The sequence below is a fragment of the Reichenbachiella faecimaris genome, assembly GCF_900176375.1.
In the GTDB taxonomy this organism is placed as follows: domain Bacteria; phylum Bacteroidota; class Bacteroidia; order Cytophagales; family Cyclobacteriaceae; genus Reichenbachiella; species Reichenbachiella faecimaris.
This window is the reverse complement of record NZ_FWYF01000003.1, coordinates 805,654-820,647: the sequence shown is the minus strand read 5'-3', so window position 1 is coordinate 820,647 and position 14,994 is coordinate 805,654. Positions and strand designations below refer to the sequence as shown.

The window sequence follows — 14,994 nt, the reverse complement described above, 5'->3', positions numbered from 1 at the left end:
GCCTAGAATCAGGCAATAAAAATGAACGTATCGTTTGTAGTTACTTTAAATTTCTTGAGATCTTCTTCTGCAGGGCCTGTCAGCACCTTGCCCTTGTTGGTAAATTCGCTGCCATGGCATGGACAGTGCAATTCCTGTCCGAATGGCGCTACTTCGCATTCCTTATGGGTACAAAGCATCAAAACCGCCGAGTAAGATTCATCTTCTTTCAGCAAATAAATGGGAGCTGGTAGTCTATCGTCCTTTACGACTACTGCACTTCTTTCTTCAAATTCAGATTTGGCTATCTTGATACTATTATTTTCGACCGAATATTGTGCATAATAGACCTTAGCACAAGAAGACAAAACACTTCCTCCTGCAATAGCACCTAAGCAAACCATTCCCGTTTTTTGAATAAACTTTCTTCTTTTCATTCTATAAGGATTCTAGAAATTGGATAACAAATGCACGATTCTCTTCAGATAGCTCTGAGAAATTAGCGGCAGACTGAGCAGCTTCACCTCCGTGCATGAAAATTGCGTCTTCAATACTCCGTGCCCTTCCATCATGTAATAAAAAGTAACTGCCGCCTTGGGCATCTTTAGATAATCCCAAGCCCCACAAGGCTGGGGTTTTCCATTCTGATGTAGTGGCCGTCCCTTCTGTATAACCATCGTCCAATGCAAATCCCATGTCATGCATCAATAGATCAGTATAAGGATGGAATGTCTGATTGGCTAAGGCAGCTACGGCATGATCACCTGTTTTCAATGTAGGCATGTGGCAAGAGGTACAGCCTATTTGATCAAACAATACTTCACCATTCACTACATTCGGATGTTTTATATTTCTTCTTACAGGTGGTTTGAGCGTACTTAGATAAAACACCACCTCATTGACCGTTCCAGCAGAAACTTCAGGATCCCCTACACTACCAATTGCAATATCAGAATCGTTGTAATTGATAGGATCTTCTAAATCAAAATCTGAGGTAATCCCCATATCCTGCTTGTATGCGCCTACCGTCTGCATTTTCAGATCAATCGCACCCGCCTTTTTTCCAAATCTTCCAATATATGAGGTGCCATTTGCGATATGAAAAGATCGTGGCTCAAAAAAATCAGGTGCTTCAATGTAATTGGGGACTCCAGATATTCCATCTCCATCTAAATCAGTAGGATCAGCATGTGCTAAAATATCTGCATCTGAAACAGCTTCAAGTAAACCAAGGCCTGTAACAGCTGGTGCCAAAAATGTAGTGACTCCCGTAGCATCTGAAGGTACAATCTCGGCTTCAAACCCTGGAATGGCTCTATTCTGTAATTGCGGCCCTCCCTGATCCAACATGTGATCGAAACTGCCACTAGTAAATTTTCCAAATCGTGTCAAACCAGATGAAGGGTGCCCCTTGCCGTCTCCAGGGTGACAAGAAACACAAGAGGAAGTCACAAAATATGGACCCAAGCCAGTCTCAGGTGTAAAAACCTCAGAAAATTTTTCGTCACCCGCCAAGAACACGCGCAATTGAGCCGCTGACAATCCTTCAATAGGCCCATCCAACACTTCATTGTTTGCTGGAGCACTAGGCATAATCTCTTCACAGCTCTGAAATACCGTCAAACAAAGTGACAGCAAGTAAATTCTTTTCATTTTAAGTATTCTAATAATATTTTAAAGCAAAGCTAGTTTATTTTTTAGATAAGTCTAAAAATATTATTAGAAATATCAATTAATACAAAAAAAGCCTCTTGCAGTTGCAAGAGGCTTTTTAGCAAATTTTTGTAGCGTATTTTAATCGTAAGACAAACTCACTGTGCCATCTGATGCATGTAAATCTACCAGCTTGCCTCCGCCATTGACTTGCCCTTCTACTATATGGTCTTTTGATGTGCCTGAGAAATTATCCAGTACAGTTCTAATCGCCTCTCCCCTTAATACCAAATCTAATCCCTGAGCGCCAGGCACGATAACTGCTATATTGCCATCAGAGGTTCGCAGCTCCAGACTTGACTCTAATCGTACAATGTTACCCTTGATCTCGCCATCTGACGTTCTCGCTTTTAAAGATCCTGTAAGATCTCTGAAGGAGATATCCCCATCAGAAGTATTGAGCGTCATGGCACCATTAGATTGGCCTAATCTCAGGTCTCCATCACTACTGGTTAATTTCAAATCGCCCACTATCCCTTCTGCATTTATATCACCATCACTAGTAACCAAATCCACTCGCCCTTGCACATCCTCTAACTCAACATCACCATCAGAAGTTCTTCCATCCACATGACCCTCAATGTTTCTCAATTCAATATCACCATCACTAGTGATTGATTCTACATTGCCAATTATTTGATTGATAAAAATGTCACCATCAGAGGTTCTAGCATATACATCTCCTGTCACCTTCATTATATCTATATCTCCATCACTTGTTTGCAATTTCTGATCTGCAATCAAGCCTTTCAGTTTAATATCTCCATCAGATGACTGCAAGTCACAAGCCGTTTGGATTGGCGTGTAAATTTCGAACGAAACATTTAGCCTATTTCTCCAGTCCCTCATGCGATATTGATATCGTTGTTTCACTGAAACATTGAGATAATCCTTTCCTGCTGATATATCTATGACAAATTCCTCCTCTAATTCCTTAGGAGAAATTTTAAGGACTTCATTGTTTCTTTCTACTATATAAAAAACTTCTATCTCCTTTTTATCAGATGGGTATACCTCTATATCCCCATCAGCTGTGCTGATGGTCAATCTTGGCGAACTTGATACCTGATAGACTTCATTGAACGAAAATTTTTTCTTCTGGGCATGGCTGCTTAGTGATAAGAGCATTACGCCCACAGCGAGAATTGCGAATTGAGTTTTTTTCATGACTTTATTTTTGTAGTAAATACAAACCAAAGACATGGTATCACCTCAGAAGTTGCATGACTAGCTAAAAATCATCTGGATTGGCTAATAGTGACTGATGCTCTATTACACACACCTTTAATGGGTGGATTATGCTTACTTACCGTAGCGGTCACTTGATCTACAGACGCAAACTGTTTTAGCAATTCTCTACACATAGAAGAAGCTAAAGTCTCAAGTAGTTTGGTAGAAACTGACATTATTGTAGACACAGTCAAATAGATTTCCTCGTAGTTGATCGTTTGATCCAGATCGTCATCAGTATAGCTGGTACGATTGACCAGCACTTCTACGTCCACAGTATACTTATTCCCTACTTTTCTTTCCTCCTCATAATACCCATGATGGGCAAAGAAGTCCAGTCCCTCCAGCCGTATTGTAGTCATTGATTAGTCTTCCAATTCATCGAAAAAAGATAGTCCTCCTTCTGCTATTGGCTCCTTTTTCACTTTTGGTTTAGCAACTGCTGGTGAAGGTGCTGTTCTTGCAATAGGATTTTCTTCGGAAATGTAATTTTTCTTGACAGTCGAATGGTCATTGGTCTCTGATCGGACCTCTTCCAGGTTGTCTTCCTGGGTTTGCTCCTTTCTGAGCTCCTCCCTCTTTATCTCATCCAGCTTAATGGATTCAATTTTTGAAACACTTTCATCAGAGTGGCTGCTCACACGTTCTGAAGTTTCACGAAGCAACTGCTTCACTTTCTTCACATGAGTTTCAATACCCGACTCTTGATATTTTACTTTCTCTACTTTACTCATCACATCGCCAGAAAGCATTTTGAGTTGAGAGATGATATTGTCTCTTTGGTTTTCAATGATGCGATAATTTTCTTCCAATTCCTTCACTTCACTCGTCATTTCTTCCATGACATCACGAGCTTCCATTTCTGCTCTTTCTATAATTGCTCTTGCCTTATTCTTAGCATCACTAATCATGGCATCTGCATTGATTTGGGCTTCTTTGAGGTGAAGAGCTGCTGTCTTATTCGCCTGATCCACCACGCTGGCGCCAGTATCCTCAGCCGTTTTTAATGTTTTAAAAAGTGTCGTTTCTACTTCACGTAGCTTCTGCACTTCCTTTTCTAATTTTTCTCTTTGCTGTTTGAGGTCTTTGTTTTCGTCCAGAAAACGCTCCCATTCGTGCGAAAGGGATAATAAAAATGCCGTAACCTCGTCTTTATCGAGTCCTCTAAAAGACTTCTCGAACGTCTTTTGCCTGATTTCTAATGGAGTAATCTTCATCTGTCTATAGATCTTTAAACACCAAAGGGATCAATTATGATTGAATCACCTTATCCGAAAGATGTTTGGTCCAAGCTATTTCGATTAGTAGTTTCTACACCTAACAATCTTAATATACTTATATTAATACGTACAAACTGGTAGTTTAATTACTTAAGTGGCGGCTTATAATGCAATTATAAACATTATTTCTTAATATCAATGCGCCAGACCCCTATAGAACGGTCATCACTACAAGAGATTAAAAAGTCCTTATACTCCAACCACAACAGTTTATTAACTGAAGTTAGGTGTCCTTGATGGCGGGCTTTGTCTATGACTTTGATCAATTTTCGCTGGGCATAATCCCAAATCTTGATCGTCTTATCCATACTGGCTGTTGCCAAGTATGCGCCATCTTTGCGTTCTACAATATCATTAATAGCATACATGTGCGCATTAATGGATTCACTCAACTTAAGCTGAGAGGTATCCCAAAACTTTAATCGTGCATCTCTACTTACGCTTATTAAGGTTTCGCCCTTCTCCAAAAGGGCAAATACTGAGTTATCATGCGCCTGAATCTTTTCTTGTAGTTCGAAATTGGGCAATTGATATTTCCGTATAAAGCTATCACTTGAAGCCACTAAGCAATTATTGTCTTTTGTGATCAAAATATCACGAATATTCTGATCACATACCTCCACCTCATGAAGCACCTTCAATTTGGGTAAGTCAATAACGACCAATTTTCCCTCACCTGTTCCTACAACCAACAAGTCTCCAACCACTTTCATGTCGAAAATAGCTGATTCGGTAAACTGCAATGACCCTACTTCCTTGTTAGAAAGCACGTCTATGAGATGAATACCTTCATAGTTCTGTGCGACAATAAGCAGGTGACGTTCTGGTACAAGGCATAGGCTGTACACTGAGGCTTGAACTTTGGCAATCAACCGCCCACTGTCTGCCTTATTCAGATCCCACTCTACGATGTTACCATCTCCACCTGCAGAATAAAACAGATGTGGCTCTACTCCTTTTTCAAGAGTGTAAACGGCATCAGCATGCCCCGTATAGGTTATGGTTTTTTCTATATGAACCATTTGGTCATTTTACAGCCGAATGGCTGATTTGATCTTTTTAGCTGTTTCGGCCAATTCCTCCTGAGAAGGTTTCAGTTTTGGACGAGCAAAATTTGCGTCGTCCATGGTATTCATAGGGATGAGGTGTACATGTGCGTGAGGTACTTCTAGCCCTAAAACAGATACGGCAATACGTTCACATGGAATGGCCGCTTGAATACCAAGCGCCACTTTCTTAGCGAATAGGTGTAAACCCGCTAAGGTAGTATCCTCCAAATCATAAATGTAATCCACATCTACCTTAGGGATAGCCAAACAATGGCCTTCCATCAAAGGATTGATGTCGAGAAATGCCAGGTATTCATCATTTTCAGCCACGATGTGTGCTGGTATTTCTCGACTAATAATTTTGCTGAATACGCTAGGCATGATCAGGCAAGTCCTATTTCTAGGATTTCAAATTCAACATTGCCAGCGGGAGCCTCTATTATTGCCGTCTCGCCTACTTTCTTACCTAACAGTCCTTTTCCAAATGGAGATTTGACAGATATTTTGGCAGCTTTCAAATCTGCTTCTTCCTCTGCTACTAAGGTGTACTTCACCTCCATGCCATTTTTCTTGTTTTTGATTTTCACTGTGGAGAGAATTGACGCTTTAGAGGTGTCTATTTGAGACTCGTCAATTACTCTAGCGTTTCCTACTACAACTTCCAATTTTGCAATTTTCAGTTCTAATAAGCCCTGCGCGTCTTTAGCCGCATCATACTCGGCATTTTCACTCAAATCGCCTTTGTCTCTTGCCTCCGCAATCTGCTTTGCGATATCAGTTCTTCCATGTGTTTGAAGGTGGTTCAATTCATCTTTTAATTTCTGAAGCCCTTCTGCTGTATAATATGATACACTCATGTTGTTTGATTTATAATAAAAAAGAACGGTCTCATTGCTGAAACCGTTGCTTGGTATTTTCTTAAATGTTTACTTAAAGATACGAGTTTTTAGGCATTCAGTTGGTCTAACTCACACCTAAATTTTACTACTCGCCTTACCCGTTATTTTGTCTTTTGATCAAATTCAATGCTGAACCGGCCTTAAACCACTCTATTTGACCTGCATTATAAGTATGATTTGTTTTGATAGTATCTTCAGAACCATCAGCATGCTTAGCTACAATTGTTAATGGTTTTCCCGGAGCAAAATCCTTCAAATCTACGAAGTCAAAAGTATCGTCTTCCTGAATTTTGTCATAATCCGCTTCATTCGCAAATGTCAATCCCAGCATCCCTTGTTTTTTCAAGTTGGTCTCGTGAATTCTTGCAAATGACTTAACCAGAACTGCTCTTACACCTAAGTGCCTTGGCTGCATGGCTGCGTGCTCTCTAGACGAGCCTTCCCCATAATTCTGATCTCCAACTACGATTGTAGGAATACCTGCTGCTTTGTATGCTCTTTGTGTAGCTGGTACAGCACCATGTTCGCCAGTCAATTGGCTTTTTACGTTATCTGTTTCGCCGTTGAAGGCATTTACTGCTCCAATCAAAGTGTTGTCGGCAATATTGTCCAAATGCCCTCTAAATCTTAACCATGGTCCTGCCATAGAAATGTGGTCAGTTGTGCATTTTCCTTGCGCTTTGATTAACAATTTGGCACCAGTAATATTTTCACCATCCCAAGGAGCAAACCCAGATAATAATTGCAATCTTTTCGAATCTTCAGCTACATTGATCTGAACACCAGAACCATCTTCCGCAGGCGCTTGATACCCCGGATCTTCTACATCAAATCCTTTGGTTGGTAATTCATCTCCCACTGGAGGATTTAATTTCACCTGCTCACCTTTGTCGTTTGTCAAAGTATCAGTAATTGGGTTAAACCCAAGATCACCAGAGATGGCAATTGCTGCAACCATTTCAGGAGAAGTTACAAAGGCATGTGTATTTGGGTTACCATCTGCTCTTTTAGCAAAGTTTCTATTGAAAGAGTGAACGATGGTGTTCTTTTCTTGTTTGTCAGCACCTGCTCTTGCCCACTGACCAATACATGGCCCACAAGCGTTAGTAAACACTTTGGTACCCATCTTCTCGAAAGTTTCTATGATACCATCTCTTTCAATTGTATATCTCACCTGCTCTGATCCTGGGTTGATTCCGAATTCAGCTTTAGGCTTAATACCATGCGCTACAGCTTGCTCTACAATAGAAGCCGCTCTGGACATGTCTTCGTAAGAAGAGTTGGTACAAGAACCTATCAATCCCCACTCAACTTTAGTTGGCCAATCATTGGCAGCTGCTTTTTCTCTCATCTCACTGATAGGCGTAGCCAAATCAGGGGTAAATGGTCCATTCACATGAGGAGCCAAAGTTGATAGATCAATTTCGATTACCTGATCAAAGTATTGCTCAGGATTGGCATAAACCTCGTCGTCACCTGTCAAATGCTCTTTGATACCATTTGCCAAATCAGCTACTTCAGCTCTCTCTGTAGCTCTTAAATATCTTTCCATGGATTCGTCGTATCCGAAGGTAGAAGTAGTAGCCCCTATCTCAGCACCCATGTTGCAAATCGTTCCTTTTCCTGTACATGAAAGGTTTTTAGCGCCTTCACCAAAGTATTCAACAATAGCTCCAGTACCACCTTTTACAGTCAGGATACCAGCTACTTTCAGGATTACATCTTTAGCAGAGGCCCATCCGCTCAATTCTCCAGTTAACTTGACACCAATCAACTTAGGGAATTTCAGTTCCCAAGCCATACCAGCCATTACGTCTACAGCGTCTGCTCCACCAACACCAACAGCTACCATACCCAATCCACCTGCATTTACTGTGTGAGAATCCGTTCCGATCATCATACCACCTGGGAAGGCATAGTTTTCTAACACCACTTGGTGGATAATACCAGCCCCTGGTTTCCAGAATCCTATCCCATACTTGTTTGATACAGAATCCAAGAAGTTGAATACTTCGTTAGACGAATTGATTGCGTTTTGCAAATCTTCAGTAGCTCCCACTTTTGCCTGAATCAAGTGATCACAGTGAACTGTAGTAGGCACGGCTACTTTAGCTTTACCCGCTTGCATAAACTGCAAAAGGGCCATCTGAGCAGTGGCATCCTGACATGCAATCCTGTCTGGAGCAAAATCAACATACGACTCTCCCCTTGTATAAGTCTCGCTAGGCTGACCTTCATACAGGTGAGAATACAATATTTTTTCTGCCAAAGTCAACGGCTTGCCCGTCAATTCTTTGGCTTTGTTGATTCTATCTCCCATTTGGGAATAGACTTTTTTAATCATGTCAAGATCAAATGCCATAATCGCTACTTTTAATTAGTTGAAATTTTGTTTTAAAAATTAAATCGGAGGGTCAAATGTTAATTTTTAAGGTTGCAAAAGTACGAAGTTTTGCCTGTATATCATACCTCAAGCCTTTAAAAATGAGGTATGACTTTAGTAAATGAGCGGAGATTTACTTCATTTATTTAGACATTAAACCTAAAGTGCATGACATCACCATCTTTCACTACGTATTCCTTACCCTCTATGGCCAGCTTGCCCGCTTCTTTACATCCAGCTTCTGATCCGTACTGCACATAGTCTGGAATCTTGATTACCTCAGCCTTAATAAAGCCCTTTTCAAAATCTGTATGAATCACACCTGCTGCTTGTGGTGCCTTCCATCCTTTTTGTATAGTCCATGCTCGTACCTCTGTAACGCCAGCTGTAAAATAAGTAATCAAATCAAGTAGCTCATAAGCTGCGCGGATTAATTTATCCAAACCAGACTCCTTCAACCCATACTCACCCAAGAACATTTCCTTTTCATCAGGTTCATCAAATTCAGCAATTTGAGATTCTATTGCGGCACTTACCATGACGACTTGTGCATTTTCGGCAGCAACTGCACGCTTCAATGCTTCTACATGTTCGTTGCCAGTTAGAATAGCTGATTCCTCTACATTAGCCACATATATGACTGGCTTAATTGTCAATAATTGCAATGGGCCAACAACTTCTTTGCGCTCCTTGGTCAATTCAAGTGCCCTTGCATTTTGACCAGACTCTAAAAGCGCTTTGTACTCTTTGAGAATTTCGACATAAACCTTGAGTTTTGCATCTCCTGATTTGGCCGCTTTTTCATTTTTTTGCAGCTGCTTGTCTATGGATTCTAAATCCTTGAGCTGTAGTTCTGTATCAATCACGTCCTTGTCAGCAACTGGATTTACATGACCGTCCACATGAACAATATTGTCGTCATTGAAACAACGTGTGACATGTACAATGGCATCTACTTCACGAATATTGGCCAGGAATTTATTTCCAAGCCCTTCTCCCTTGCTAGCGCCTTTGACCAGCCCAGCTATATCTACAAACTCAATTACAGTTGGTAGAACTTTTTGAGGATTCACTAACTTTTCTAAAACACCTAATCTTTCATCGGGCACAGTAATTACGCCAACGTTAGGTTCAATCGTACAGAAAGGAAAATTGGCAGCTTCTGCCTTTGCATTCGATAATGCATTAAAAAGGGTTGATTTACCTACGTTAGGCAAACCCACAATCCCACATTGCAATCCCATTTATATAATATTTTTTGAAACTTGAAAAATCCTATAGCTCTTGAATCCAGCTCTGATTTCTATTACAGATACTCGAATAATGGTGTATACTGGAATAGCGGCAATCATACCTGGAATACCTGCTAAACTTGCGGCCGCAAAGATAACAACAAAAATCTCTAAAGGATGTGCCTTGACACTTTTAGAAAAGATGAGCGGCTGCAGCAATACATTGTCAGTGGCTTGAACCACAGCAAAAACGGATACAATTTTTAATATCAGTATAACCGCCACCTGATCAAAGGCAAAATGCCCACTGGTACTGAGCCCAACTATTATTCCAAATGACGCTCCTAAAATAGGCCCCATATATGGAATCAAATTAGCTACAGCAGCAAATACTGCAATGGTCAAAGCATATTTAACCCCAAAAATTGAAAGTCCTAAACCAGCTATTGAAAAGATAGCCATCATTTGCAAAACAAGACCAATCAGGTAATTAGAAAGTAAATGTTCGATTTTATGAATGGCGGATATGAACAATTCAAAGTATTGGTTGGGTACAATGGCAATGAGACGCCTGCTTAATAAACCGTTCTCCAATAAAAGAAAAAAGGTGATAAAGGCAATAGCCAAGACACTCACAAAAAATCCTCCTGTAAAGGTCAGCAGGTTATTGATAATATTTCTAAAATTCAGGTTACTGACAAACTCAAAAACAGATGATCTAATGGTTTCCGTCAAACTATGCTCGTCTTCACTCACCAGTTGATACTCGATTAGAAAATTTTCAATTGCGACTATAGGTTGAGACAGGTTCGTATACACTTCGTCAAAACTTACTTTAGAGAGCACATTCACCTGTTCGACTATCAGGGGAATAAAAAGAAGCACAAATGAAAACACCACCCCTACGACAGCACAATATGAAACCAAAATTGCCAATATCCGAGGCATTCGCATTCTAAAAATATAGGCTCTATTGATCAGGTTGGTGAGTGGCCTCAGAATCGTAGCCAATACAATAGACACGCACAGGTAAATGAAGATATCGCTAAACAGCCAGGCACTAAAGACGAATAGTGCGACTATAGCTACAATAAAAACAAGCGTTCTTCTGATCATGGCCTAAAAATAGAAAAAGCTCAAGGAGTACCCAAGAGCTTTTAAGTTTCTTCTGGAAAGAATCAAGTTAATCCCATTTTAACTCGCTGTCATCGTTTGATGCTACGGCTTCGGGTTGATTCTCGGCATCTTCTTTTTCTCTGTCGAATTGTTCAAAATCAACTTCTGGCATCAATTCCTCTTTGACATGGTTGACTGTATCATTGAGCGCTTGAACGAACTTATTAAAATCTTCTTTATACAAGAATATTTTATGCTTCTCGTAAAAATAACCATCATCTTTATAGCGCCTTTTGCTCTCTGTAATGGTTAAATAGTAATCATTTGAACGTGTGGCTTTTACATCAAAAAAATAGGTTCTTTTCCCGGCCCTTACTCTCTCAGAAAATATTTCTGCTCTGTCGTTATCCTTATGATCTTCCACTTTTATCAGTATGTTTAAGTTGCTAGAATTTAGATTTTGATGATCAATTAAATTCTTTAAAAGCTTTAAATATAATGTTTTTTAATTCAGAAAAGCAAATCACTACTTATATTATGGATTCGTTTGAGCGCAGCTTAAAACCGGATTAAAAATTTCACCTTAAAAGCTGTTCTTAATTATAATATTGGCAACAATGGCGATCATATATAACTTGCGTACGTTGACCTCATAAACAAATTTTCGTGAAGCTAGATATAGACATCAACAAACTAAAAGAGTACGCCAATGTAGAATTGCTAGCCAGGCAGCTCGTGGAGGGCTTTATTACTGGCTTGCACAAATCTCCCTATCATGGATTTTCGGTGGAATTTGCAGAACATCGTCTATATAATTATGGTGAAAGTACCAGGCATATAGATTGGAAAGTATATGCCAAGACAGATAGGCTCTATACGAAACGCTATGAAGAGGAAACCAACTTGCGCTGCTACATTGTGCTGGATACCTCCTCTTCCATGTACTATCCCAAACCAGAACATGGCAAGATCAAATTCTCCATTTTAGCTGGAGCGGCCATTTCATTCTTGCTACAAAAACAAAGAGATGCAGTAGGCCTATTTACATTTAGTGATAAAATTGACTTCCAATCAGACACTAAGTCGACTTCCACTCATGTACACAACCTGCTCAATACCTATCAACAACTGTTTGAGAGACCTCCTGTTCAGCAAAAAACCAATGTAGCTCAAGTACTCCATGAAGTTGCAGAGAAAATTCCAAAGCGTTCATTGGTTGTGATTTTTTCTGATATGCTTCAACAAGAGACGGATCAGGAAGAAATTTTTTCAGCTTTGAATCACCTCAAGCACAACAAACACGAGGTCTTACTTTTCCATGTAAATGACAAAGAAACAGAACTTGATTTTGAATTTGAAGATCGACCTTACCGCTTTGAAGACTTAGAAACTGGACAAGTCGTCAAACTTACTCCAACGGAAATAAAAAAGGCCTACAAACAACAAATGGATGAAGCTTTTAAAAACCTATTTTTAAAATGTTCCCAATTAAAAATTGATTTTGTAGATGCAGATATCAAAGGCGGCTTTGATAAAATACTAAGCACCTACCTAACCAAAAGAGCCAAGATGGGTTAACTTAAATAACCAATTTTTCTATCTTTAATTCATGCAAAATTCCAACGAACTCAAACTAGCCAATGTCGCCTACTGGATGATCGTAATTGCCGGCACCATTGGTGTTTTGATGTACTTTCAGAACTTCCTAAAAGTGTTCTGCATTTCGTTTTTGATCTGGTACATCGTGAAAAAATTACGAGACTTGGTAAGCAAAATTAAAATTGGAAAATATAGCCTTCCCCAATGGCTGGTGACGATCATAAGTACAGTAGCTGTTTTTTTGGCGATCTATTCGATAGCCAAAATCATTGGTTCGAATTTTCAAAGTTTAGCTCAAAACTTTCCACAGTACAGCGACAATATATCCAAAGCACTGCTAGCACTAGGAAATGTGACAGGCGTTGAGAATCTCGATCAATCTTTTCTTTCTTTACTAGCTGAATACAAATCTAGCATTGTGGGCTACGCAGGATCCTTTGCAGGCATCGTGGGGCAATTTATTATTATCTTGATTTATGTCGTATTTCTATTGCTGGAAGAAACTCTATTTCAAGAAAAAATACAGAAAGTGCTGAATACAACCACTGCAGGTGGCAACATCTACAAAACTGTAAATGCAGTAGCCAATCTTTTTGATGATTACCTTTCTGTGAAAATATTTACCAGTTTCCTGACTGGGTTATTGAGTTACTTCGCTTTACTAATAATAGGTATTGAGTTGCCTGCCCTTTGGGCGTTTATTATTTTCCTATTCAATTTTATTCCTTCTGTTGGGTCGGTTGTTGCCACTTTATTTCCTGCCTTGTTTGGTCTGATCCAGTATGGGGAGGGTAGTGTTGCTCTTACCGTATTAATTGCTGTGGGTGCAATTCAAATCCTGGTAGGTAATGTATTAGATCCTCGCCTTATGGGTAGTCGATTGAATATCAGTCCATTGGTTGTTTTACTCAGTCTGACACTATGGGGATTTCTTTGGGGTGTGGTGGGTATGATTTTGTCTGTACCAATTACGGCCACGCTGATTATTATTTTTGGTCAGTTTGATAACACCCGACCACTGGCTATCTTACTTTCTAAAAATGGGGAAATACATTTTGGGAAGGATACAAGCGAATAACTACCTATTCTCGGTCATATATTTATCAAGCATTGAGGCGCATTGGGTTTGTACTTTTTTATGCAGGTAGTCAGTCCATCCCAGTAAAATACCTGGCAGACCAAGAGCCATTCTACTCCACTTATAGAAATCAAAATAATCACGATGCCCTACAATCAATCCATCTTTGAATTCAAATTTGGCATCAATAACATTATGTACTTTTCTGCCTGTTTTAGAAAATGGATACTTGGCTTCCCAGTCTACACCACCAAATTCGTTCTCTGACCAGGCATTTTTGAAGGCAATTTCAATGTCATTGTTGCCGCTCAACAACATCGCCCACATGGCACTGGCCTGATCATAATCCAAAACCCCAAAAGCAGGGTCTTCAAATTCCAAATCTTTGTGATAACAGGCCGTCATGGTTTTAGCATCCTTTTCGTTGAAGGCCGTGTAGAATTTCTCTATTAGAGCCACGTGTTCTTTTATAAGCATGATTAGATTTTTAATACTTTTTTAATGAAGCTGTCAACCTTTCTGGCAGGCACCAGACTCACTAAGTTATACTTTAAGAATTTATTCTTAATCACTACATTAGAAACTTTTGGACTTTTATTTATGAACGTTTTGAAAACTCGCCGAGCAAAATCATCTGAATCAATGGCTTCAGAAGCTTCTTTATTCACCAACTTAATAAACCTTTTGAGGATAGATTCATAAACCGTCCCTTTGACATCGTCAAAATTCACGTCTAGTTTGTCCCAGATAGGTGTTCGAATAGGCCCTGGATTGATAGTAACAGCGTCAATACCGTAAATCAACAGTTCACGTCTGAGTCCTTCTGTAAAACTATCCAGAGCAGCTTTGGAGCTACTATATGGAGTCATGAAAGGCATGGCTCTCTTACTGGCAATAGAACTCATATTGATGATTTTACCCGGAGTGCTTTCATAGTTTCTCTTTGCGCCAAGCAAAGGAAGAAAAGCTTGCGTAACAGCAATCAATCCGAAATAATTCACTTCATACTGCTTGCGATAAGCCTCTACATCAAGCAATTCAACAGCACCCGTCACGGCAATACCTGCATTGTTGATCAGGAGTTTCAATCCCTGTCCTTCTACTTGACTGGTTAGTTCTTCTGCAGCTTTCCTAATAGCTGATTCATTGGTGACATCAAAAAAGAGTGGTTGAAAACTCTCACCCAATGCTTCTGTTAGCCGATTAGCATCTTCTTGTTTTCTCACACTACCATAGACAGTATAACCTTCATCCACAAACTTTTTGGCACAAGCTGCACCAATGCCTGTAGAAGCACCCGTAATTAAGATATTGCCTTTCGTCATTTGTCTAAGATAACAAAAACGGCATTTAATTAAGATGATGAGCAAAAGCTCTACTTGTCCAAGGTTTGTCTCATTGGGCTAGGCAGAAGCCAGACTGACTTATTGACTTTT

General features: G+C 39.8%; 16 protein-coding genes. 2 read left to right on the top strand and 14 right to left on the bottom strand.

Going from position 1 to position 14,994, the window contains the following annotated elements; all coding sequences use genetic code 11:
* Window positions 1–8: 8 nt before the first annotated feature.
* From B9A58_RS16280 to B9A58_RS16225, 12 genes are all read right to left on the bottom strand, one after another.
* Window positions 9–416 carry a QcrA and Rieske domain-containing protein gene (locus tag B9A58_RS16280; RefSeq protein ID WP_084373923.1) on the bottom strand — a complete coding sequence of 136 codons (408 nt, stop codon included), beginning with the start codon at window positions 414–416 and terminating at the stop codon, window positions 9–11.
* 1 nt (window position 417) lies between these two features.
* Window positions 418–1,632, bottom strand: a complete 1,215-nt coding sequence (locus B9A58_RS16275) for a di-heme oxidoredictase family protein (protein ID WP_084373922.1) — start codon at window positions 1,630–1,632, stop codon at window positions 418–420.
* Between the two features lie 141 nt (window positions 1,633–1,773).
* Window positions 1,774–2,859 carry a DUF4097 family beta strand repeat-containing protein gene (locus B9A58_RS16270; RefSeq protein ID WP_176214816.1) on the bottom strand — a complete coding sequence of 362 codons (1,086 nt, stop codon included), beginning with the start codon at window positions 2,857–2,859 and terminating at the stop codon, window positions 1,774–1,776.
* Between the two features lie 71 nt (window positions 2,860–2,930).
* Entirely contained in the window at window positions 2,931–3,284 is a 354-nt protein-coding gene (gene folB, locus B9A58_RS16265) for a dihydroneopterin aldolase (RefSeq protein WP_084373920.1), read from the bottom strand.
* A 3-nt stretch (window positions 3,285–3,287) separates the two neighbouring features.
* Complete coding sequence (locus tag B9A58_RS16260) at window positions 3,288–4,139, bottom strand: DivIVA domain-containing protein (RefSeq protein ID WP_084373919.1); 852 nt, start codon at window positions 4,137–4,139, stop codon at window positions 3,288–3,290.
* Between the two features lie 185 nt (window positions 4,140–4,324).
* Window positions 4,325–5,224 carry a WD40 repeat domain-containing protein gene (locus B9A58_RS16255; RefSeq protein ID WP_084373918.1) on the bottom strand — a complete coding sequence of 300 codons (900 nt, stop codon included), beginning with the start codon at window positions 5,222–5,224 and terminating at the stop codon, window positions 4,325–4,327.
* 9 nt (window positions 5,225–5,233) lie between these two features.
* Window positions 5,234–5,632 carry an HIT family protein gene (locus tag B9A58_RS16250; RefSeq protein WP_084373917.1) on the bottom strand — a complete coding sequence of 133 codons (399 nt, stop codon included), beginning with the start codon at window positions 5,630–5,632 and terminating at the stop codon, window positions 5,234–5,236.
* Window positions 5,633–5,634: 2 nt separating this feature from the next.
* Window positions 5,635–6,108: a transcription elongation factor GreA gene (gene greA / locus B9A58_RS16245; RefSeq protein WP_084373916.1), complete on the bottom strand. Its 474-nt coding sequence runs from the start codon at window positions 6,106–6,108 to the stop codon at window positions 5,635–5,637.
* A gap of 136 nt (window positions 6,109–6,244) precedes the next feature.
* Entirely contained in the window at window positions 6,245–8,512 is a 2,268-nt protein-coding gene (locus B9A58_RS16240) for an aconitate hydratase (protein WP_084373915.1), read from the bottom strand.
* A 167-nt stretch (window positions 8,513–8,679) separates the two neighbouring features.
* Window positions 8,680–9,777, bottom strand: a complete 1,098-nt coding sequence (gene ychF, locus B9A58_RS16235) for a redox-regulated ATPase YchF (protein WP_084373914.1) — start codon at window positions 9,775–9,777, stop codon at window positions 8,680–8,682.
* Window positions 9,778–10,881 (bottom strand): AI-2E family transporter, encoded by a 1,104-nt coding sequence (locus B9A58_RS16230; RefSeq protein ID WP_139793939.1) that lies wholly within the window; start codon window positions 10,879–10,881, stop codon window positions 9,778–9,780. It lies immediately after the preceding gene.
* Between the two features lie 67 nt (window positions 10,882–10,948).
* Complete coding sequence (locus B9A58_RS16225; RefSeq protein ID WP_084373913.1) at window positions 10,949–11,305, bottom strand: DUF3276 family protein; 357 nt, start codon at window positions 11,303–11,305, stop codon at window positions 10,949–10,951.
* A 242-nt stretch (window positions 11,306–11,547) separates the two neighbouring features.
* Between B9A58_RS16225 and B9A58_RS16220 the strand changes: the two genes are divergently transcribed.
* On the top strand, window positions 11,548–12,459 hold the full coding sequence (locus B9A58_RS16220; protein WP_084373912.1) for a DUF58 domain-containing protein: 912 nt from the start codon (window positions 11,548–11,550) through the stop codon (window positions 12,457–12,459).
* A 31-nt stretch (window positions 12,460–12,490) separates the two neighbouring features.
* Window positions 12,491–13,558 (top strand): AI-2E family transporter, encoded by a 1,068-nt coding sequence (locus tag B9A58_RS16215; RefSeq protein ID WP_084373911.1) that lies wholly within the window; start codon window positions 12,491–12,493, stop codon window positions 13,556–13,558.
* On the opposite strand, the gene B9A58_RS16210 is transcribed toward B9A58_RS16215, so the two are convergent.
* Both B9A58_RS16210 and B9A58_RS16205 read right to left on the bottom strand, forming a co-directional pair.
* A complete protein-coding gene (locus B9A58_RS16210; protein WP_084373910.1) occupies window positions 13,559–14,035 on the bottom strand; it encodes a nuclear transport factor 2 family protein in 477 nt (158 codons plus the stop codon).
* Window positions 14,036–14,037: 2 nt separating this feature from the next.
* The gene (locus tag B9A58_RS16205) at window positions 14,038–14,883 is read right to left on the bottom strand and encodes an SDR family oxidoreductase (protein ID WP_084373909.1); all 846 of its coding nucleotides are present in this window, start codon (window positions 14,881–14,883) and stop codon (window positions 14,038–14,040) included.
* Between the last annotated feature and the right edge of the window lie 111 nt (window positions 14,884–14,994).